The sequence below is a fragment of the Sphingomonas sp. ASY06-1R genome (genome assembly GCF_052180265.1).
Lineage (GTDB): Bacteria > Pseudomonadota > Alphaproteobacteria > Sphingomonadales > Sphingomonadaceae > Sphingomonas_I.
Genome location: NZ_CP197464.1, coordinates 1,257,396 through 1,276,748, shown reverse-complemented (window position 1 = coordinate 1,276,748; position 19,353 = coordinate 1,257,396). Strand labels below are relative to the sequence as shown.

19 protein-coding genes are annotated in these 19,353 nt (G+C 62.5%); 10 read left to right on the top strand and 9 right to left on the bottom strand.

Annotated elements, in window-relative coordinates:
- Nucleotides 1-110 precede the first annotated feature (110 nt).
- Both ACSBM8_RS06265 and ACSBM8_RS06260 read left to right on the top strand, forming a co-directional pair.
- Complete coding sequence (locus ACSBM8_RS06265; protein WP_442680796.1) at nt 111-692, top strand: hypothetical protein; 582 nt, start codon at nt 111-113, stop codon at nt 690-692.
- Entirely contained in the window at nt 689-2,038 is a 1,350-nt protein-coding gene (locus tag ACSBM8_RS06260) for a PepSY-associated TM helix domain-containing protein (RefSeq protein WP_442680795.1), read from the top strand. Before ACSBM8_RS06265 ends, ACSBM8_RS06260 begins: the two co-directional genes overlap by 4 nt.
- Before the next feature lie 114 nt (nt 2,039-2,152).
- Here ACSBM8_RS06260 and ACSBM8_RS06255 read toward each other — a convergent pair whose 3' ends face one another.
- Nucleotides 2,153-2,962, bottom strand: a complete 810-nt coding sequence (locus ACSBM8_RS06255; protein ID WP_442680794.1) for an SPFH domain-containing protein — start codon at nt 2,960-2,962, stop codon at nt 2,153-2,155.
- A 340-nt stretch (nt 2,963-3,302) separates the two neighbouring features.
- Here ACSBM8_RS06255 and ACSBM8_RS06250 point away from each other — a divergent pair, with 340 nt between their 5' ends.
- Nucleotides 3,303-3,707, top strand: coding sequence for a host attachment family protein (locus ACSBM8_RS06250; protein WP_442680793.1), 405 nt, complete (start codon nt 3,303-3,305; stop codon nt 3,705-3,707).
- A gap of 56 nt (nt 3,708-3,763) precedes the next feature.
- Here the strand turns inward: ACSBM8_RS06250 and ACSBM8_RS06245 are convergent, their stop codons facing one another.
- Nucleotides 3,764-4,546 (bottom strand): hypothetical protein, encoded by a 783-nt coding sequence (locus ACSBM8_RS06245; RefSeq protein WP_442680792.1) that lies wholly within the window; start codon nt 4,544-4,546, stop codon nt 3,764-3,766.
- A gap of 287 nt (nt 4,547-4,833) precedes the next feature.
- On the opposite strand from ACSBM8_RS06245, the gene ACSBM8_RS06240 reads away from it, so the two are divergent.
- On the top strand, nt 4,834-5,952 hold the full coding sequence (locus ACSBM8_RS06240) for a fatty acid desaturase (protein ID WP_442680791.1): 1,119 nt from the start codon (nt 4,834-4,836) through the stop codon (nt 5,950-5,952).
- An 89-nt stretch (nt 5,953-6,041) separates the two neighbouring features.
- Here ACSBM8_RS06240 and ACSBM8_RS06235 read toward each other — a convergent pair whose 3' ends face one another.
- The 3 genes from ACSBM8_RS06235 to ACSBM8_RS06225 form a co-directional block, all read right to left on the bottom strand.
- On the bottom strand, nt 6,042-7,196 hold the full coding sequence (locus ACSBM8_RS06235) for an alpha/beta hydrolase (RefSeq protein ID WP_442680790.1): 1,155 nt from the start codon (nt 7,194-7,196) through the stop codon (nt 6,042-6,044).
- A 175-nt stretch (nt 7,197-7,371) separates the two neighbouring features.
- Nucleotides 7,372-7,833, bottom strand: a complete 462-nt coding sequence (locus ACSBM8_RS06230; protein WP_442680789.1) for a cupin domain-containing protein — start codon at nt 7,831-7,833, stop codon at nt 7,372-7,374.
- Between the two features lie 56 nt (nt 7,834-7,889).
- Entirely contained in the window at nt 7,890-8,201 is a 312-nt protein-coding gene (locus ACSBM8_RS06225) for a hypothetical protein (protein WP_442680788.1), read from the bottom strand.
- A gap of 205 nt (nt 8,202-8,406) precedes the next feature.
- Here ACSBM8_RS06225 and ACSBM8_RS06220 point away from each other — a divergent pair, with 205 nt between their 5' ends.
- Both ACSBM8_RS06220 and ACSBM8_RS06215 read left to right on the top strand, forming a co-directional pair.
- Nucleotides 8,407-9,501, top strand: a complete 1,095-nt coding sequence (locus ACSBM8_RS06220; protein WP_442680787.1) for an alkene reductase — start codon at nt 8,407-8,409, stop codon at nt 9,499-9,501.
- 433 nt (nt 9,502-9,934) lie between these two features.
- A complete protein-coding gene (locus ACSBM8_RS06215; RefSeq protein ID WP_442680786.1) occupies nt 9,935-10,219 on the top strand; it encodes a hypothetical protein in 285 nt (94 codons plus the stop codon).
- Here the strand turns inward: ACSBM8_RS06215 and ACSBM8_RS06210 are convergent.
- The 4 genes from ACSBM8_RS06210 to ACSBM8_RS06195 form a co-directional block, all read right to left on the bottom strand.
- Entirely contained in the window at nt 10,212-10,607 is a 396-nt protein-coding gene (locus ACSBM8_RS06210) for a cupin domain-containing protein (protein ID WP_442680785.1), read from the bottom strand. The two genes, ACSBM8_RS06215 and ACSBM8_RS06210, sit on opposite strands and share 8 nt — an antisense overlap.
- A complete protein-coding gene (locus ACSBM8_RS06205; RefSeq protein ID WP_442680784.1) occupies nt 10,604-11,146 on the bottom strand; it encodes a peroxiredoxin in 543 nt (180 codons plus the stop codon). The genes ACSBM8_RS06210 and ACSBM8_RS06205 overlap by 4 nt, the downstream gene beginning before the upstream one ends.
- A 63-nt stretch (nt 11,147-11,209) precedes the next feature.
- Nucleotides 11,210-12,583, bottom strand: a complete 1,374-nt coding sequence (locus ACSBM8_RS06200; RefSeq protein ID WP_442680783.1) for an FAD-containing oxidoreductase — start codon at nt 12,581-12,583, stop codon at nt 11,210-11,212.
- Nucleotides 12,580-13,047 carry a DUF4126 domain-containing protein gene (locus ACSBM8_RS06195; RefSeq protein WP_442680782.1) on the bottom strand — a complete coding sequence of 156 codons (468 nt, stop codon included), beginning with the start codon at nt 13,045-13,047 and terminating at the stop codon, nt 12,580-12,582. The genes ACSBM8_RS06200 and ACSBM8_RS06195 overlap by 4 nt, the downstream gene beginning before the upstream one ends.
- A gap of 363 nt (nt 13,048-13,410) precedes the next feature.
- Between ACSBM8_RS06195 and ACSBM8_RS06190 the strand changes: the two genes are divergently transcribed.
- The 4 genes from ACSBM8_RS06190 (at nt 13,411) to ACSBM8_RS06175 (ending at nt 19,335) form a co-directional block, all read left to right on the top strand.
- Nucleotides 13,411-16,524 carry a TonB-dependent receptor gene (locus ACSBM8_RS06190; RefSeq protein WP_442680781.1) on the top strand — a complete coding sequence of 1,038 codons (3,114 nt, stop codon included), beginning with the start codon at nt 13,411-13,413 and terminating at the stop codon, nt 16,522-16,524.
- 191 nt (nt 16,525-16,715) lie between these two features.
- Nucleotides 16,716-17,456 (top strand): DUF6445 family protein, encoded by a 741-nt coding sequence (locus ACSBM8_RS06185; protein WP_442680780.1) that lies wholly within the window; start codon nt 16,716-16,718, stop codon nt 17,454-17,456.
- 121 nt (nt 17,457-17,577) lie between these two features.
- Nucleotides 17,578-18,297, top strand: coding sequence for a SapC family protein (locus ACSBM8_RS06180; protein WP_442680779.1), 720 nt, complete (start codon nt 17,578-17,580; stop codon nt 18,295-18,297).
- Between the two features lie 6 nt (nt 18,298-18,303).
- Complete coding sequence (locus tag ACSBM8_RS06175) at nt 18,304-19,335, top strand: cupin-like domain-containing protein (RefSeq protein ID WP_442680778.1); 1,032 nt, start codon at nt 18,304-18,306, stop codon at nt 19,333-19,335.
- Nucleotides 19,336-19,353 lie beyond the last annotated feature (18 nt).

Below are 19,353 nucleotides of genomic sequence, written 5' to 3'. Positions count from 1 at the left end.
CAATCGCATTAGACGCGGTCGCTTCACTACAGGGCGCCATTGGCGGGGCCGCGAATTGGAGAGACTTTCGTGAGCGGGTGCAATCTTCGCGACGAACCGGCGCCCGCGCTGTGACGGACGACGCGCTTCTGTTTGCTGCCATCCTGGCCAGCGTCTGTGCTGCCGTCGTGCTCCGCAGGGCATGGTCCCTGCCCCGCCGCTCGATTGCCTGGAATGGCGCCGGCTGGTGCCTGTTTGGGCTTGGCCTTGTGCTGGGATGGATCGGCGCCGGGGCGTGGGGCAGCACCGTCGCCACGATCGGCGGGATCGGGGCGGCGCTTTTGCTGCTGGCGTACGCCGCGGCGACGGCGCCCGCAGCGAACGGCGCCCGCGCCTCCAATCGTCGCGTCGGCGCTTTACCGGAAGGGCGCGAACCGTTCCGGCTCGGGCGACGGATCGTGACATTCCTGATGATCGTGCTGGCCGCCATGGTCGTGTCACTGGGACTTGCGCTCGCCACGCGCGGCGTGTTCGCCTTGGGCGGCGCCGGTGAGGCCAATGCAAATGTCGCCAGCTTCTTCACGATGCCGTTGGCGTGGGCGGTGCTCGCCTTTGTCCTGCTGCTGGAGGAGCAACGCGCACGGCAGTGGCGCCTGCTTGCGATAGCCGCCGCGCCGGGCGTGCTGGCCGTGGCCGCGGGGCTCGCGATATGACGTTGGTCCCCGACAGCAGCACCGTCAAACGGGCGCTCTCCGCCCACGCCGCCATCGGCCTTATCGCCGGCGCGTTGCTCTATATCGTCAGCCTCAGCGGCACCGTCGCCGTTTTCTTCGAGGAATGGCAGCGGATCGAGCAGCCCCGCGCGCCCGAAATGGCGTCGATCGATCCGCAGGCGCTTCAGCGCGGCATCACGGCCGTGCTCGCGCAAGAGGCGGGCAAACCGCGGACGACCCACCTCTACGCGCATCTGCCGGTCGACGCCCTGCCACGCACCACGATCACGACGGATCATCAGGCGCTGCATCTCGATGCACAGGGCAATATCGCCGGCAAAGAGGAAATTGCCTGGTCCGACTTTGTCGTCCAGCTTCACTATATCCTGAATATACCGGGCATCGTCGGCATCACCATCGTCGGGATCCTGGGCGTGATGATGCTGGCACTGGCCTTGTCCGGCGTGATCGCGCACCCGCGCATCTTCCGCGACGCCTTCCGCCTGCGCGCCCGCGACCAGAACGGGCTCGGTCTTGCCGATTGGCATAACCGGCTGAGCGTATGGACCCTGCCCTTCACCGTCGGCATCGCCCTGACCGGGGCGGTGATCGGCCTGGGCAGCGTGATCGCCTTCGGTCTGGCCAAGACCAGCTATGGCGGCGATCAGGAGGCGGTCTTCGCGCCGATTTTCGGGCCGGAGGGCAAGCCGGACAAGACGGCCGCCCCGCCGCCGGACGTGCCCGCCGCGCTGGCCTATATGGCCGCCCATCATCCCGACTTGCGCCTGACCTACGTGACGCTGCACGATCCGATGACCCGGGGACAGCATATCCAGATCCTCGGCACGCCGCCGCGCCGGCTGATCTTCGGCGAATATTATAATTTCGACGGACGGGGCCGCTTTGTCGGCACGGCGGGTCTATCCGACGGAGCGCTTGGCCAGCAGGCGGCGGCGTCCAACTACGATCTCCATTTCGGCAATTTCGGCGGCCTGCCGGTCAAGATCGCCTACGTCATCCTGGGTCTTGCCCTCACCGCGATCTGCGCGACCGGGACTTATATCTGGCTCGGCAAGCGCCAACGGCGTGGGCTGCATGAGCCACGGCTGCGATCGGTGTGGGACGCCGTCGTCTGGGGTTCGCCCCTGATCCTCACCGTTACGTTCATCCTGCGCAAGCTGGTGGGGAATGACGCGCCCCTGGCCGCGACCTACTGGCTGGCCAGTGTCGCGATGATCGCTGCCGGCATAATCGTGTCCACGCCCGGCAAACTTGCCAAACTGTTGACGCGATCCCTCGCGGTCGCCTTGCTGCTCGCCGTCGTCATGGCCATTTGGATGCCCTGAGGGCGCGATCGATCTACGCCTAAAAAATCAGATAGGCTGCCGGACGAAGGCAGGAACGTCTCTCGATCGAGCTCTTTCCTGGGAGCGCAATACCGACCTGTCTTGATCGATGCGCTATGCGGGCGTTGCCTTACTCCTGAGCGCGAAACCGCTTGGCGAGGCGGCTGTTTCGCCCAGGATGATGGTGGTCGAGGCCTTGGAATTCTCGATCGCCTGGAGCAGCCGCAGATTGGCGAGCGCAGGATTGTCATCCACCAGCCGGGCAGCATTGGCCAAGACGCGCAACGCCGCCTGCTCGCCGCGGGCCCGTTCCAAGGCACTTTGCGCCTCCATCCGGGATCGCTCGACGTCGGTGAACATCTTGCGGGTTTCCGGGGGCAAGTTGATCGCCGTCACCAAGATCCGGTCGATACGCGCGCCGGGAACGGCATCCGCCACCTTTGCCTGGATTTCCGTCATGAGTGTCGCCGGGGCCGCCATGATCTCCGCCAGCGTGTGCTTGCCCGCGACCTCCAGCGCCGCCGACGCGACAATGGCCTGCAAAGCCGGGTGGACGCCGACAGCCGGCGCATAGGACCTTAAAGGATCGATCATCGGCTGGGTTTCCGCGAATATGCGCGCGTCCACGATTATCATCACCGGCGCCAAATACAGGCGGAACGAGAATTGATCCTTCGACAATATTGTTATTTCGGGGAGCGTTACGGGCAGCTCCGCCGTGGATAGCTGCACCACCCTCTGGCGATGGAAGGGGTCGAACCAGGCGTAACGTCCCGGTGGCAGGAGCCTTTCGAACCGGCCATCCTTGTAGAGGAGGCCGGTGAACGGCGGATAGATGATCACTGTCTCGCGACGCAGCCAGGCTGCAACCGACGCTGCGAGAGCGACCAGCAGCACGATACCGATCACGATGATCTCACTCACTTTCCGGCACCACGGCGGAACGGCGGGAGCCCGAAGCTCGCAAAGCCGCACCACGGCTGCCCGAAGGCCGGCGCCGGAAAGCTTGAGTTGGAGTGTTTCACAGACACTTGCTACCGACAGCTAGGGCATATCTCATCTGTGCTGACCGCATCTTTCAATGTCGCGTTCGAGACATGCCCCAAACGGGGAGTCGAACCCCGCGTTCATGATCGCGGCAGCCTGACGGCCCTGTCAAGCGCGGCAGGTGCGCGAACAATCCGGGTCCTCGAGGGACATAAACGGTCTTGGCCGACGTTCTCCCGTCAGTCTCCCCCCACATAGCCGTCGCTGAAGGACTTTTATGAAGCTTCCCAAGAATGCCGTCATTGCCGTCGCAGATGGCGAAAAGCTCAATCTGTATCGTAACTCCGGCGATGAGCATGCCCCCACGCTGACCGCCTTGCCGGATGTCGATGTCGATACGAGCAATATGGGCTCAGGGGGGCGGCATCAGAGCAGTTCGGCCAACCCGAGCGACAGTCAGCAGGATGAGGACAGCTTCGCCGCCGGGATTGCGGATATCCTCAACAAGCGCGTCCTGGACGGCAAGATCGACGATCTGATCATCATCGCGGCGCCGCGCACGTTGGGCGAGTTGCGCAAACATTATCACAAAAGCCTGGAGGCGAAGCTGGTCGGCGAAATCGCCAAGGACCTGACCGGCCACTCGATCAGCGACATCGAAAAGGCGCTGGGGGCGGCCTGACAGGCACATCCGGGGGCCGTTGCCCCCGGATCCACCTTCCAGACCTTGGCATCGCGTCAGGCGCAGAATTTGGCGAAATAGCCTTTCAGACCACCACCGCTGTCGGGCAGGGTCGTTTGCATCGAGCCGGTCTTGCCGTCGACCGTCTTTACCGACGCATCCAGCGTCTTCCCCGCGATCACCGCATCGCGGAAGGCAACCGCCTGATCGGCGGCGATGTTGAAGCTGCTCCGCGAAAACTGGACCGCATCGAACGACTTGCCGTCGACTTTGACGGTCATCGTACCGCGTTGCTTGCTGTTGGAATCATAGGCGACGTCAGACGGCAGATCGATCGACCCGCTCCACTGCTGATTGCTGGGGCCACCCCACTGGGCGGGGCAGCGGAGGATGATCTGCGTATTGCGAAACGCGATCGGGCTCGAATTGGGCAGCTCGCCCAGCGTCAACGTGGCCATCCCCTGGAACGAATCGCTACCGCCAGGGCTTGGGGCGCTGATCAGCCAGCGCTTGCCCGCCATGATGTCGGCGGCGGAGGCCAGTGCCTCGATCTTCGGGATATCGTCGCTCGTCTTGAAACCGAGTGCGGCATAGCAAGCCAGCTTTTGCTTATCGTCCGCGACCGCAATGCAGCTCGCCAATTGATAGCCTTCGGCGGACAGCGTGCGTGCTGCCGTATCGAAGGCCGCGGGAATGTCTTCCCGCTGCGCGACGCTGCCTGTTTTGCGGCTATCGCCGCAGCCGCCCAATGCGACGGCAACGCACGCGACCAAGCCGGTGGTCAAGCCGACCCGCGCGCGTGTCGCGACGCCACGGCCGAAGTTCGCAAAATGAGACAAGCGCCCTATCCTTATTCTGTTTTCGATGCCCTTCGTTGAATAGAGCAGCGGGCGGGATGGACAAGCCGCCGCGCACAACCGCCATTCCGCCCGAATGGCCCTTGTAATCAGCGGTCTATGCGGCCATTTCGAACGCTCCATCGCGGTTCCCGCCGATCAAGGGTGGAGGCCAGTGCGGCACATGCCGCATCGTCCGATGTCTCCGCCGGATCCAGCAGACGCGGCCTTCCCCACAGGAAGCGCTGCGGATGCGGGCAGCTCGGTCCAGAGCTGAAAGCAGAGTATCCGTGACGCTGTTAACGACCGAAGCTTTGCCCGCTGCGAGCCAGCGCCTTGCAGTGTGCGAGAGGGAGACGAACGCGCGCTCCGCCCCCTTGAAGCGGCCCCGCCCCTCCCCATCGGAGGCGGAGCGGATCGGCCGGATGCTGGCGGCGCGCTTCAAAGGCTGTGGGGCGGATCTCAAGCGGAGCCTGATACAGCTCGTCACCACGGCAGCCCCGTTCATCGCGTTGCTCATCGTCATGGGTGCGGCATCGGAGGGGGCTTATTGGCTCACCCTGTTGCTGGCGATACCGACCGGCGGGCTGCTCGTCCGCCTGTTCATCATCCAGCATGATTGCGGCCATGGGTCCTTTTTCAAATCCCGTGCCGCCAACGACTTTCTCGGGCGCGTGCTCGGCGTACTGACCTTAACGCCTTATACGAGCTGGAAGCAGGGCCACGCGGCGCATCATGCGTCCACCGGAAATCTCGACCGGCGCGGCCGTGGCGATATCGATATGCTGACGGTTGCCGAATATCAGGCCCTGACGCCGCTGAAACGGATCGGATACCGCCTGTATCGTAATCCCTTCGTGATGGTGCTGATCGGTGCGCCGCTCACCTTCATCTTGCTGCAACGACTGCCGACCGGGCATGCCCGGCACAATCGCGAGGCACGCCACAGCATCCTGTTGCTGAACCTCGCTCTGGTTGCCGTGTTCGGCCTGCCGATGCTGGTTTTTGGGGTCATGCCGGTCCTGATGACCTATCTTCCGGTGACGATCATTTCTTCCTGGATCGGCAATTGGCTGTTCTACGTGCAGCACCAGTTCGAGGACGGATATTGGGAGCGCGACGGCACGTGGAATTTCCATGCCGCCGCTATCCGCGGCAGTTCCTATTTCACGCTACCGCCGGTCTTGCGCTGGTTCAGCGGCAATATCGGGCTGCATCATATCCACCATCTGTGCAGCCGCATCCCCAATTACCGGCTGCGTGCCTGCTTTGCGGCGGCGCCGGAACTTACCGCCATCACCAAGCCGATCACCCTGCTCGAGAGCCTGCGCTGCTGGCGGCTTGCCTTATGGGACGAAGAACGGCGCGTGCTGGTGCCGTTTCGGGACGCCAACCTCGGGCCCGCATAGGCCGCGCGCGGAAGGATTGATGTCCCGCACCAGCCAGCAAGGGTGAACCGTCCAGGTCGATCCACCCCTGCAGGAGTTTCCTGTGCCCCTCAGTCCCGGAAGAGCAGCGGGGCGAATTGCTTGAGGCTGCGGCGCCAGGTCTGGAATTCGTGACCGGTGTCGGGCGACACGTAGAAAACGCTGTTGACACCGGCCTGCTTGATTGCCGCCGCATTGGCACGCGGATCGGACGGAGGACCGCCCGGAGGGCCACGCATGCCGCCGTCCAGTTCGCGGCTGCCGAAGCTGACGAAGGCCAGCTTGACCTTATCCTTGAACCCCGGCGTGCGATTGACGTCGTCCAGCGAAAAAGTGCCGCCACTCAACAATCCGATATAGGCGAATTTGTCGAGGTTGGTGGCCGTGATCAGCTTGGTTTCGAAGCCGCCCATCGAGAGCCCTGCCATGGCGCGATGACGCGGATCCGTCAGCGTACGGAAATGGGCATCGACATAGGGGATCAGTTCGTTGACCAGCACCGTTTGAAACGGCTTGATATCGAAGGCCGCGAGGCCGCCGGGACTGCCCGGTTTGATATCGTTGGTCATGCCATAGGTCATGACGATGATGAAGGGCCGCGTGCCGCCAGCCGCAATCAGATTGTCCATGATGAGGTTGGCATGGCCCTGGTTGGACCAGGCGGTCTCGTCTTCGCCCCAGCCATGCTGCAGGTACAGGACCGGATACCGCGTCCGCGCATTCTTGTCGTAACCGGGTGGGGTGTAGACGAACGCCCGGCGCGACGTGCCGGTGCTTGGCGACGGGAACAATATCTGATCGATATGCCCGTGCGGGACATCTTTCAGGGCATAGAAATCGGCATCCTGCGCCGGGATCTCGATACCGCTTTCCCACCGGACGGAGCCGTAGAAATTCAGGGCGCCGGGATCGTTGAACGTGCCGCCGTCGACGGTCAGATGATAATAATGAAAGCCCTGATCGAGGGGGCCGGCGGTGGTGCCGGTCCAGCTGCCATCCGCCGCCTTGGCAAGCGTGGTACCGCCACGGCCTCCGAGCCCCAGGCTGACCTTGACGTTCTGCGCATCCGGCGCGGTAATGCGGAAGCGCGCATAGCCTTGCGAATTCACCTGCGGAAATTGCTGGCCGGGCTGATTCAGCGAGGATGGCTTGAAATCCTCGACGACCGCCTGCGCGAACCCAGGCCCGGCAACAGTGGCCAGCAATAACGCGATTGCATATTTCATTGGCGTCCTCCCCCATCAAACTTCGCGTCCATTCAACAGACGCAATAGATCGATTAGTCCGACTTATTGCAGCGCTTCGTTCGAGCTGCAACCGGAGATATCACGGTTCCTGCCTGAGTAGATCAGCCCTCTACTGTCTGACTAACAACTTGGAGGTGTTGACGCTGCGCTGATGCTATTTGGCGCGGCGGCTGGGGTAAGGGGTGCCGTCCTTGTGGATGTATCCTTCGGGCGTGAACAGCATGTCGATGTCCGGATAGACGCCGCCTTCGTCGGCACCGCCGCTCATCGCCAGGAACATACAGTCCCGGCTGCTCCGGTTGATCACATGATGGCCGTTCGCTTCCCCCTTCGGGAAGGCGACGCAATCGCCTGCGACAAGGTCATGCTCGCCCGCATCGTCGATCAGTGTGGCTTCACCGGAAAGCATGACCAGGAATTCGTCCTCGCCTTGGTGCCAATGCCGCTGGGAGGACCAGGCGCCGGGCTCAAGCCGTACATGGCTGACGCCGAAGGCGGTCAACCCGGTCGGCGGGGCCAGCCGGCGATACCAACGGCCCGATACCGCCTGATCAAAGGGCGGCGGATAGCCGGTGCGGTTGGTTTCGGGGATCAGGCTCAGGTCGATTTTTGGCATGGCGGCTCCTGTCCGCTCCACCATGCCCGTATTCACCTGCTTTTGGGAGATAGCGCCTAGCGGTCAACCTCGCGCAGCGCGTCCTGATCTTCGCCCGGCTGCGCCGTATCAAACGCGCCGTAAACACCTGTATATTCCGGCCGCTCGGCCAATTCGCGAATGGCGTTGCTGTCATATTCCTCGGTCCAGTCGGGACCGGAGGCGCGCAGCAGCAGATCGTCCTGCTGCCCCGGGGAAAGTTCCAGGAACCGGCCGATCATCTCCCGCAGCGTGCCGCGCGCAATCCATTCTTCGAACGTGTCGTCTGCCGTTTCGACCCGCGTGACGCGCATCAAGCTGGCTTCGTGATCCCAATGAATGTCGGCCATATCCTACCTTCTGCTCCCAAGCTGCGGCATGGTTCGTGCCCGCGCCGGCCCGTTCCCGGAGCCGGCAATCATGGCCGTGAACGCGCGGCGAAAAAGAAAGGCTCTCAAGCAGCGCTTTTTAACTTCCAAGCATCGCTTGGCTGTCGCAGGCATTGAGGCTTCCCATATGGCCATCACGCTGCAGAGGCAGCGGGGAGAAAGTCTAATGCCGCGTCTCACCGATCCTATCGAACTGGGCTCGATCCACGCCTCCAACCGCATGCTGATGGCACCGCTGACGCGGGGACGCGCAACGCGAGAGGCCGTGCCGACCGCGATCATGGCGGACTATTACCGCCAGCGCGCCGCATCCGCCGGCATGATCATCACCGAGGCGACGGGCATCTCCCGCATCGGGCTCGGCTGGCCTTATGCGCCCGGCATCTGGAGCGATGCGCAGGTGGAAGGCTGGAAGCACGTGACCGCCGCCGTGCACGCGGAAGGCGGCAAGATCGTATCGCAGCTTTGGCATATGGGCCGGGTCGGCCATCCGGAGGTCAATGAGGGCCAACCGGTCTCCGCATCGGCCACCGCCGCGCCCGGCAATGCGCACACCTATTCCGGCAACCAGCCTTACGAACCGGCCCGTGCCCTGGAAGTGGACGAGATCCCCGCCCTGCTCGATGATTATGCCCGTGCCGCGGAAAATGCGCTGACGGCCGGCTTCGACGGTATCCAGCTGCATGCCGCCAATGGGTATCTGCTCGACCAGTTCCTGCGCGACAACAGCAACTTGCGCACCGACCAATATGGCGGCCCGATCGAAAACCGCATCCGCTTGCTGGGCGAGGTGGTCGACCGGCTGGTCGCTACGATCGGCGCGGATAAGGTTGGCGTGCGCCTGTCCCCCAACGGTGAGGTGCAGGGCGTGAACGACAGCGATCCGCACGCACTGTTCGCTGCGGCGGCGAAGCTGCTCGATGAGAAGGGGGCGGCCTGGCTGGAACTGCGCGAACCGCGCGCTGGCGGGACACGGGGCGCGCCCGACGTGGCGCCGGTGCACCCTGTGATCCGCAAGGCGTTCTCGCGTCCGTTGATCCTCAATGCGGACTACAAGTTGGAAGACGGTCAGGCCGCACTCGACAATGGAGAGGCCGATGCGATCACATTCGGTCGACTGTTCCTGGCCAATCCCGATCTGCCGCGCCGCCTGTTGGAAAAGCTGCCGCTCAACCCGCCGCGCCCGGACCTGTTCTACACGCAGGGCGAAGAAGGTTATGTCGATTATCCACGCTGGGAAGAGATCGGCCAGCCGGCGTAATCAATCTCGATCAGCACCTCCGAATGGGCCGCGTCAGGCGAGCAGCCTTTTGGCGCCTGCTATTCTTCTCGGTTGCCGGCAGCATGCCTCCACGCCACATGGTGCTACGGTCGTTTTGCTAATTGTCGAACGTCCATGTCCTATCGCAACATTGCTCGTGTGAGAGCAATTGCGGTGCGAAACGACCCGAGATATCATTGCTGTGATGGTCGGCAATCAAAGCAAGCTCCGCAGCGTCCGACTGCGGTCACCAATAGGGCGCAGCATTGTTGTATCGCATGATTTAGTGCGAACCATTGTTGCGGCGGTGGTGGGGGCAGCCATAGCTACCGGAGCTTGCTCCCAGCCTGACACCTCCTCGACTCCACCGGTCGATGATTTGGCGGCTGCTCTTCCCATATTGAACCAGGGCCTTCCGAAGCAGATCGATGGCATGACGCGGCTCGATCACGTCACTGGAGAAGGAACCACGGTTTATTACCATTATATGCTGACCGATCCGTCCGGCGCGCCGCTTGGGCGAGAGGATGCCGAGGCAATGGCTATTTCGCTCGCGGAGATCGAGGGCGAGATTAAGGCCCAGGCTTGCGGAGGCGGCGCCGGTAGACTTGTTCAACGCGGCCGAACCGTGGGCTATCGCTACTCCGGTGCTGGAGGCTTAGTGAAAGAAATAACCTTGAAGCCCGGAGACTGCGAGCAGGCTTCCAGCCCTAACTAGTCGGCGCCCAACCCAGCGGCGCTAGCTCGAAACCGGCAAAGTCGAACCCTGGCACGACAACGCAAGATACGAACGTCCAGCCCGCCGACGCGTCCGCCGCCTGCCACACGCCACCAGGCACCAGCGCTTGAGGACTGTGCGCATCTAGCACCGCAACCGAGCCGCCGATCTTCAGCTCAAGCGGCGCGCCGGCATGCCACAGCCATAGCTCGTCGGCATCGACCTTGTGCCAATGCGATCGCTGGCCCTGCTCCAGCAGGAACAGGATCGCCGTCCCTGCCGCGCGTTCGCCGGGCGCCGCATCCGCACGCCAGGTTTCGCGATACCAGCCGCCCTCCGGGTGGCGCGTCAGGCCGTGACGCGCGATCAGCTCCTGCGCGTCGCTCATCCGCGTTTGTGCTGCGCAGCCCAGCTCTTCACCGCGCCCAGCGTACCCTTGACGTGGCCGGCCGGATCCATCGCCGAATAAGCGAAGATGACCTTGCCATTCGGCGCGATCACATAAGACGTGCGGTCCGACATGGCCGGGTTTTTCGGCATCGTGACCTTGTAAGCGCCTATCGTGGCAGGCGTGGCCGAGCCAACCGCGAATTTGTTGCGGCATTCGGAGACGGAGAATTTGTTGAGCTTGTCGATATTGTCCGCGGACATACCGATGACGGTCGCACCCATTTTCTTGAAGTCGTCCGTCGCTTCGGCAAAATCATGCGCTTCGATCGTGCAGCCTTGGGTGAAAGCGGCCGGATAGAAATAGAGGACGACCGGTCCCTTCTTGAGCGCCTGCTTCAGCGAAAAGGGCATCGGCTTGCCGGCGAGGCTGACCTGGGTGGCAAAGTCGGGCGCGGTTGCGCCGACGGGAAGCGCGGCGGTGGCGACTGCAGGCAGGGCCGCCGACGCCAAAACCAGGCACAGGAAAGAACGCAGCATCGGCAGGATCCTTGGTTAAGTTGGAAGCGGCAGCCTATCCCAAGCGCGGGGCAAGTCCAGTCGTTACACCGGACGCAGATCTCCGACCAAAGTCGGTATGAGCTCGGACACGGTCGGATGGATCGGCATCGCCCATATCAGCGTCTCCAGCGGCTGATCGGCATTCATCATGTCGAGGATGCCGTGAATCGCCTCGTCGCCGCTGGTGCCCAGGATCGCGGCGCCGAGAATACGCTTGGTGTCCGCATCCGCCACCAGCTTCATGAACCCCAGCGCCTCCGCTTTCTCGACGGCGCGGCCAACCCGGGACATGGGTCGCGTAGAAATCAGCAGCGGACGGCCACTGGCGCGCGCCTGCTTCTCGCTCATGCCGACGCGCCCCAGGGGCGGATCGGTGTAGAGCGCATAGCCAAGGATGCGATCGGACAACTTGCGATCGGCCCCGTCCAGCAGATTGGCGGCGACGATCTCATAATCATTCCACGCGGTATGGGTGAAGCCACCACGGCCATTGCAATCCCCCAGGGCCCAGATGCCCGGGACGTTCGTGGCGAGGCGGTCATCGACGACGATATTGCCCTTGGCGTCCATGACGACGCCCGCCTGGTCGAGGCCAAGATCATCGGTATTGGGGCGACGCCCGACCGCGAGCAACACATGGCTGCCGACGACCTCCGGCGCACCTTCCGTACATTCAACGCCCACAGCCACCCCGTGCGGATGGCGGCTCAGGCTGATGCAGCAGGCATCGGTCCGGACCTCAATCCCCTCCCCTTCCAGGATAGAGCGGACCGCATCCGAGATATCCGGATCCTCGCGTCGGATCAGGCGCGGCCCCATTTCGACCACCGTCACGCGCGCACCGAAGCGGCGATACATTTGCGCAAATTCCAGCCCGATATAAGAGCCGCCGACGATCACGAGATGCTCCGGCACCTCCTGCAGCGGAATGATGCTGCTGTTAGTCAGGAACGGCACGTCGTGCACGCCGGGCAAGTCCGGCACCACCGCACGGCCGCCAACGTTCAGGAATATCTTGGGAGCCTCCAGCAGGTCATCGCCGACGCGCATCGTTTGCGGCCCCTCAAACCGCGCATGGCCCCGCACAAAGGTCAGGCCCGCCATTCCGGCCAGCCACTGTTCGTTGCTGCTGCGGGAATCCTGAATGATCTTGGCCGCCCGCGCGGCAATTGTCGGCATGTCGATGCCGATCGCGCCCGTGGTCACGCCATATTCGGCGCCACGACGGGCCATGTGGGCCGCATAGGCGCTGGCGATCAATGTCTTGGTGGGCTTGCAGCCTGTGTTGACACAGGTGCCGCCGACCAGATGGCGTTCGATCAAAGCCACTTTCATCCCAGACGCTGTCAGGCGGCCGGCCAAGGCGGGGCCAGCCTGGCCGGCACCGACGATGATAGCGTCAAATTTCTGGATCATACCGCGGCCACTACAACCACGCCTGCGGCGATGATAGCGATCACATCCTCAACGATTGCGGCCGGGCGGTCGCTGCCAAAAGCGATGGCCAATCGGGCACGGCCAGCGGCACCGAGCAGAGTGCCGGCGATGGCGCCAATGATCCCGGCTGCAATCCCCATTATCGGCATGTCATGTGCCCAGCCGATCGCTCCGCCGGATACCCCGCCGGCCACGATTCGGGCCGCAAAGGCGGCAGGAACCTTGCGGCTCGGCGTTGTTGGCAGCTGATCGGTGATCCACTCGCCAACGGCTAAAATTCCGAAGATCCAGGGGCTCCATCGATAGCCGAGGAAGCCAAGCGGCGTGGCGTCGATATCCAAGCCACCAAATCGCGCCGCGAAGCTTACGGCCGCGGGCGCCGTAAAGGCACGAAGTCCGGCGACAATACCGATGAGAAGAGCAAGCCCCAGCGTCAGTGCCAACCCATCCTCCACCTTCTATTACGTAGTGCCGGTCAGCAATGTTCCCCCGTTTCCAGCTAAAGTCCACCGCACTAATGTTTGCGCAAACATAGTATAAAAGAACGAAAACGGATGTTGCAGCGCAGCAATTAGTGGCATTTTTGCACTCCCCCGCGTTAATGTTGATATGACTGCGCTGTCATTTTTCGTGTATACGTTTACATTCTGTTGGTCGAATTGACTTCGTATCTCCGCAGGATAGGCCCGACCCCAGGGTGGCCGCCGGTTACCTGATACCAGCCGATCAGTGGCCGTGAGCCAGCTGACATTGGGGGGAATTTTATGAACATTTCGAGGCTTCAGCTCGGCCGCTCAGCGTCCGCTATGGCGGTTGCCGCGTGCCTGCTCGTGCCGGCCGCCGCATTTGCGCAGAGCGGCGCTGGCATTGATAATGCGGGTGCTACCGCCACGAACGCGCAGCCTGGCGCCGCCGACCCTGTCGCGCAGCAGGATGCAACCGACGAAGTCGTCGTCACCGGCATTCGCGCATCGCTCAACCGCGCCATCGACATCAAGCGCAACTCCGCGGGCGTTGTTGATGCCATCTCGGCCGAAGATATCGGCAAGTTTCCGGACACCAACCTCGCCGAATCGCTTCAGCGCATTACGGGTGTGTCGATCAACCGCGTGAACGGCGAAGGTTCGCAGGTTTCCGTCCGTGGCTTCTCGGGCGGCTTCAACCTGGTGACGGTCAATGGACGCCAGATGCCGGCTTCGAACGTCGACACCAGCGCCGCGAACGCCTTTGCGCGCGGTACCGGACGTTCGTTCGACTTCCAGAATCTGGCGTCGGAAGGCGTGAGCACGCTGGAGGTCTACAAGACCGGCCGCGCCTCGATCCCGTCGGGCGGCATCGGCGCCACCATCAATATCATCACGCGCAAGCCGCTGGATACGCGCGAGTCCGGCCTGACCGGCTCGATCGGTGCAAAGGCGCTGTACGATAATTCGGTCGAAGATTCCGAGATGAAGAAGCGTCGCGTCACGCCGGAAGTGTCGGGCGTCCTGAACTGGACCAACGAAGCTCAGACGTTCGGCGCCGCCGTGTTCGGCAGCTATCAGCTCCGCCACTCGGCTTCCGTCAGCGCGGGTGAAAACTACTGGAACATCGTTCCGGTCGACACCTTCTTCAATTCCGGCACGTATCTCACGCCGGGCGCCACGGTCACCAATCGCCCAACCTCTGCACAATTTGTGCAGATCCCGAACGACAGCCGCTACGCGCTCTCCGAAAATCGCCGCGAACGTATCAACGCCCAGGCTGTGCTGCAGTTCAAGCCGTCGGACACGCTCGAGTTTACGGTTGACGGTCTATTTGCCCAGAACAAGCTGCGCGAACTGCGCAGCGAGGAAGGCAATTGGTTCCAGCGTCCGTTCAACAAGGTGACGTTCGACAACAGCCCGTTCCCGACCGCGGTCGTGGTCGGCGAAGCGATCCAGGCCGATAAGGGCTATGAGCAGCAGGCATACGCCACCAAGAGCCAGCTCAAGTCGATCGGTGCTAACGGCAAGTGGGAATTTGCCGAAAATCTGACCCTGACTCTGGACGGCCATCACTCGAGCTCCAAGTCCACGCCGGACAACCGCAACGGAACGTCGGCCTCGTTGATCGCACTTGGCTCGCCGACTCGTTCGTCGCATCAGCTCGATTTCACGAGCGGCTTCCCGGTCCAGTCGGAAACCATCAACGATTGCAACGCGACCAACGGCGGCCGCGGCGGCAACTGCAACGGCCAACTCGACCTTGGTGACTTCGGGACCCAGGTGGCGCGTACCGTCACGTCGCGTCAAAGCCAGCGGATCAACGAAGGACGAGCCACTATCGGTTGGGATCTGGGCGAAGGCAGCCGCTTCGATTTTGGCGGTGACTATATCGATACCCGCATGCATTCGGTGCGCAACGACACGACCCAATTGCTGGGCGACTGGGGCATTGGTGACGTCGGCCTGGTTAGTCAGCTGGCCGGAAATCAAATCAAGAGCTTCTGCCTGACCTGCAAGTTCGATCACTTTAATCCGAAGGCGGCCGGCTCGACGCTGTTCGCGATCCAGGGCAACGCGCTGGACTTGCTCGACATCTTCAGCCCTTATTACACCAGCCGAGGCAAGCTGACCTCGAACGGCACCACGCTGGATGATACCGTTCGCGAAAAGACGTGGGCAGTTTTCGGCCAGATGACGTGGGACGGCGAGATTGCCGGACACAAAGCGCAAGCCTTGATCGGCGCGCGCTACGAGCAAACCCGTGTCAAGGCACTCGGCCTGCAGGGTATTCCGACGATCCGCTGGGCAGCTGACAACGACTTCTTCGTCGATGGCGGCGTTGGCCTCACCCCCGTCCCCGGCAAGGGCCGCTACAGCAACCTGCTGCCGTCGGTGGATTTCAACATCGAGCTGACGTCCAAGTTGAAGGCTCGCGCTTCGTTCAGCCGGACGTTGGCTCGCGCCGACTTTGGTAACCTGTTCGCATCGGCGACCGTCAACGGGCCGCCACGCCCAACCGCACTGGGCGGCGTAGCCGGCGGCAACTCGCAGAACCCGAATTTGAAGCCATTGCTGTCGGATAACTTCGACGTGTCGGTCGAGTGGTATTACAAGCCCTCCAGCTTCATCTCGCTTGGCTTCTTCGACAAGCGCGTCAGGAACTTCATCGGTACCGGCGTGACCAACGAACCGTTGCTGGGCGTACGCGACCCGAGCTCGGGCGCGGCTGGAACGCGTTCCGGAACTGCATTGGCGTTCCTGAAGGCCAACAATTACACACTCTCCGACATCAACCTGTTCAGCTATACGGCGCTGCTGGTGCAGAATGGCGGCAATGCCGCGGCCGCAACGTCGACGTTCCAGTCGAACCTGGGCCCCGATCGCGAGTTGAATACCTCGTTCGTGAACACCCTGCTCTCGCAGGTGGACGTCAACGCCAACAGCGACGATCCGCTGTTCACCTTTGCGGTGTCGAAGCCGATCAACAACAAGGAAGGCAAGCTTCACGGCTTCGAATTTGCGTGGACCCACTTCTTCGGCAGCAGCGGCTTCGGTTTCTCCGCATCCTACACGAAGGTTGACGGCAATGTGACGGTCGATCCCTTCGCCGACCCGAACGTGAATATCTTCGCGCTCACCGGCCTTGGCGATAGTGCGAACGGCACGCTGATCTACGACAAGAACGGCTTCTCTGCCCGCCTGTCGTACAACTGGCGTGACAAGTATCTGACGGCGACCAACCAGGGCGACGGTCGTAACCCGTTGTTCGTGGCACCGTTCGGCACGCTGGATGCCAATATCAGCTGGGATATCAGCGATAAGATCGCGGTCTCGCTGGAAGGCATCAACCTGACGAGCGAACCCCTGCGTCAATATGCGCGTACCAAGACCAATCTGGTCTTCGCGCAGGAGCTGAAGCCCCGCTTCCTGGTCGGCGCGCGCTATCGCTTCTAAGCATATCGCCTATCGCAAAGAGGAAAGGCCGCTGTTCGCAGCGGCCTTTTTTCTGTCTGCCTGCCGGCGCATGCCAGACTGGGACGTTACGCGATGCCCGCGCGCATCTCGTTGAAACGCCGAGAAGACCTGTCCCACGGCGGGCTGTTCTCTCTGCTTGTCAGCGTCCGCCCCTCGACCTAAGCGACCTCATGGCGTCGCGTTTCTCCCTTGCGCCCCGCGCCCGGGCCACGGCCGAATATGTCGGCAACGAGCGAGAGCCCGTTCTTCGGGTCGATACGATGATTGCCAATCCTGAAGCCCTCGTCGAATTGGCCGCGGGAAGCCAATTTGCACCGGCTTATGGTCCGGGCGGGGGCTATCCTGGCCTGCGTGCTCGAGCACCGCGCGATTATGTCGAAACCATCCTGCGAAACCTGGGCGGGCCGATCATCGAAGCGTTTTCCCTGGGTGCTGTCACGCTGGCTCGGGTAGATAGCGCCTTTTCCATCGCCACCCTTCCCCCGGAACGGCTTGTCCCCCCGCAACGCGCGCCGCACGTCGACACGACGAATGCGTGGCAATTCGCCATCTTGCATTACCTTTGCCCCGCGGACCAAGGCGGAACCGCCTTTTATCGACACCGTGCAACCGGTTTTGAGACGCTGACGGAAGAGCGACTGGCCGCGTATAAGCGCGCCCGGATGGAGGAAAGCGTCGGCGACGGCTATATCGACGATGGCGACCTATGGTTCGAACGGATCGGTGAGGTCCCCGCCAGTTTCAACCGCTTGGTCGTCTATCGCAGTCATCTTTTCCATTCGGGCCAAATCCCTGCGCCAGACCGACTGTCGCCCGATCCACGGCGAGGACGACTGACGCTCAACCTCTTCGTGACGTTCGCCCCCGTGGAAGCTGTTTCCGGGTCCGCTTCGTCTGCCGACGTGCGTTGAAGACGAGGGTCTATGCATTTTAGCATTGCGGCAGTTGCACCGCTTTCCACCTTGGCGAACACAGTATAGCGGTGGGGAAAAGCACGGGCATGAAATATCCCGTTTGGAGAGCGCATTGTCGATGAATCGTGTCCTTATCAACAATATCGATCATGCGGACCTAAAGGTGGCAATCCGCGTCGGTGCCGCATTCGGCGACAGCGTCAACCAGATGCCGATCTTCCCGTCAGAATTCGAAGAGGTGCAGCGGCATTTCCCCATCGTCTTCCGTCAGGGCGAGGAGGGCATGCAGGCCTTTGCGCTGCTGGGGCTGGATCGTGACGAGAACCTGTTCCTTGAGGGGGACCGCTGGACAACCGCCTATGTGCCCGCTTCGCAGCGGCGCGGCCCGTTTTCGATGGCCGTAACGCGGCCGCAATCGGAGGGCGAAGAACCTGGCGAACCGATGATCCATGTCGACCTCGACGACGCCCGCGTTGGCGTCGAAGATGGCTTCCCGCTTTTCCTGCAGCACGGCGGCAACGCGCCTTATCTCGATCACATCGCCGGCGTGTTGCGGATAATCTTCGAAGGGCTGACCAGCGCGCCGCATGTCTATGCCACGCTGGAGGAAGCCGGTCTGCTCCAGCCGGTCACGATGAATATCCAGATCAATGACGAGAAAGGCTACGACCTGCCCGACCTGTTCGTCATCGATCAGCAGGCGCTTGGCGATCTCACAGGAGAACGGCTCGAGACGTTGCATCGTAGCGGCCTGTTGCGCGCCGCGACGATGGCGGCGGCCTCGCTCAGCAACGTTTCACGCCTGATCGACCTGAAGAACAAGCGCGAGGCGGCGTAGGGCAACGTGACGATCCGGCCGAACCGCACCACGAAGACGATCGATGGACTGAACCCTGCGGCCGTTCCGTGGGACGCCTTGAACGCCGAACAAGCCCCTGTCATCCTCAAGGGTCTGGCACGGGACTGGCCGCTCGTCCATCACGGCCTTGCCGCCCCTGCCGATGCGATGGCCTATCTGGCGACCTTTTATAGCGGCCGGCCCATCGTCGGCTACACTGGCCCACCGGAGATCAAAGGCCGGTTCCATTACGACGCCACCGCGACCGCGATGAATTACACGTCCGAGCGGGTTCAGCTCGGCGACTTCATGACGCGCATCGCGGCCCATCTCGACGACCCAGACGCCCCGTCCTTCTATGTCGGCTCGACCGACGTCGATACGTTCCTGCCGGGGCTGCGCGCCGAGAATGATCTACGGCTGGACCATCCCCAATTTGCCGGCCAGCCACTTGTCAGCATGTGGCTCGGCAATCGCACCGTCGCATCCGCGCATTACGATACATCCAACAACATCGCCTGCTCGCTCGTCGGGCATCGACGCTTCACCTTGTTCCCGCCGGATCAGGTCGCCAATCTTTACCCGGGACCGTTGGAGCCCACGCCGGGCGGCCAGGTGATCAGCATGGTCGATTTCGAGGATCCGGATTTCGAACGCCATCCGCGCTTTGCGGATGCGCTTGCCGCCGGCGAGGTCGCGGAGCTCGAGCCCGGCGACGTACTCGTCTACCCCGCTTTGTGGTGGCATCATGTGCAGGCGCTCGACGCGTTCAACATCATGATCAATTATTGGTGGAACGCCGTCCCCGATTACATGGACTCCCCCGCCAACACGATGCTCCATGCGATGCTGAGCCTGCGTGATCGGCCCGACGCGGAGAAGCGCGCATGGCGGGCGATGTTCGATTATTATATCTTTGGCGATGCGACGCTTCCCGTCGCCCATCTGCCCGAGCCCGCGCGGGGCAACCTGGCGCCGCTCGATACGACGAAGGCCCGGCGGCTCCGCGCGACGCTGCTCAACAAATTCAATCGTTGAAGACGATAGTGGGGGATC

Coding starts and splice junctions, on each gene's coding strand:
- ACSBM8_RS06230 (WP_442680789.1), bottom strand. CDS start 7,833: ATGCCAAAAATCGACCTGAGCCTGATCCCCGAAACCAACCGCACCGGC.
- ACSBM8_RS06260 (WP_442680795.1), top strand. CDS start 689: ATGACGTTGGTCCCCGACAGCAGCACCGTCAAACGGGCGCTCTCCGCC.
- ACSBM8_RS06210 (WP_442680785.1), bottom strand. CDS start 10,607: ATGAGCGACGCGCAGGAGCTGATCGCGCGTCACGGCCTGACGCGCCAC.
- ACSBM8_RS06180 (WP_442680779.1), top strand. CDS start 17,578: ATGAATCGTGTCCTTATCAACAATATCGATCATGCGGACCTAAAGGTG.
- ACSBM8_RS06225 (WP_442680788.1), bottom strand. CDS start 8,201: ATGGCCGACATTCATTGGGATCACGAAGCCAGCTTGATGCGCGTCACG.
- ACSBM8_RS06200 (WP_442680783.1), bottom strand. CDS start 12,583: ATGATCCAGAAATTTGACGCTATCATCGTCGGTGCCGGCCAGGCTGGC.
- ACSBM8_RS06185 (WP_442680780.1), top strand. CDS start 16,716: ATGGCGTCGCGTTTCTCCCTTGCGCCCCGCGCCCGGGCCACGGCCGAA.
- ACSBM8_RS06215 (WP_442680786.1), top strand. CDS start 9,935: ATGACGCGGCTCGATCACGTCACTGGAGAAGGAACCACGGTTTATTAC.
- ACSBM8_RS06205 (WP_442680784.1), bottom strand. CDS start 11,146: ATGCTGCGTTCTTTCCTGTGCCTGGTTTTGGCGTCGGCGGCCCTGCCT.
- ACSBM8_RS06190 (WP_442680781.1), top strand. CDS start 13,411: ATGGCGGTTGCCGCGTGCCTGCTCGTGCCGGCCGCCGCATTTGCGCAG.
- ACSBM8_RS06235 (WP_442680790.1), bottom strand. CDS start 7,196: ATGAAATATGCAATCGCGTTATTGCTGGCCACTGTTGCCGGGCCTGGG.
- ACSBM8_RS06220 (WP_442680787.1), top strand. CDS start 8,407: ATGCCGCGTCTCACCGATCCTATCGAACTGGGCTCGATCCACGCCTCC.
- ACSBM8_RS06250 (WP_442680793.1), top strand. CDS start 3,303: ATGAAGCTTCCCAAGAATGCCGTCATTGCCGTCGCAGATGGCGAAAAG.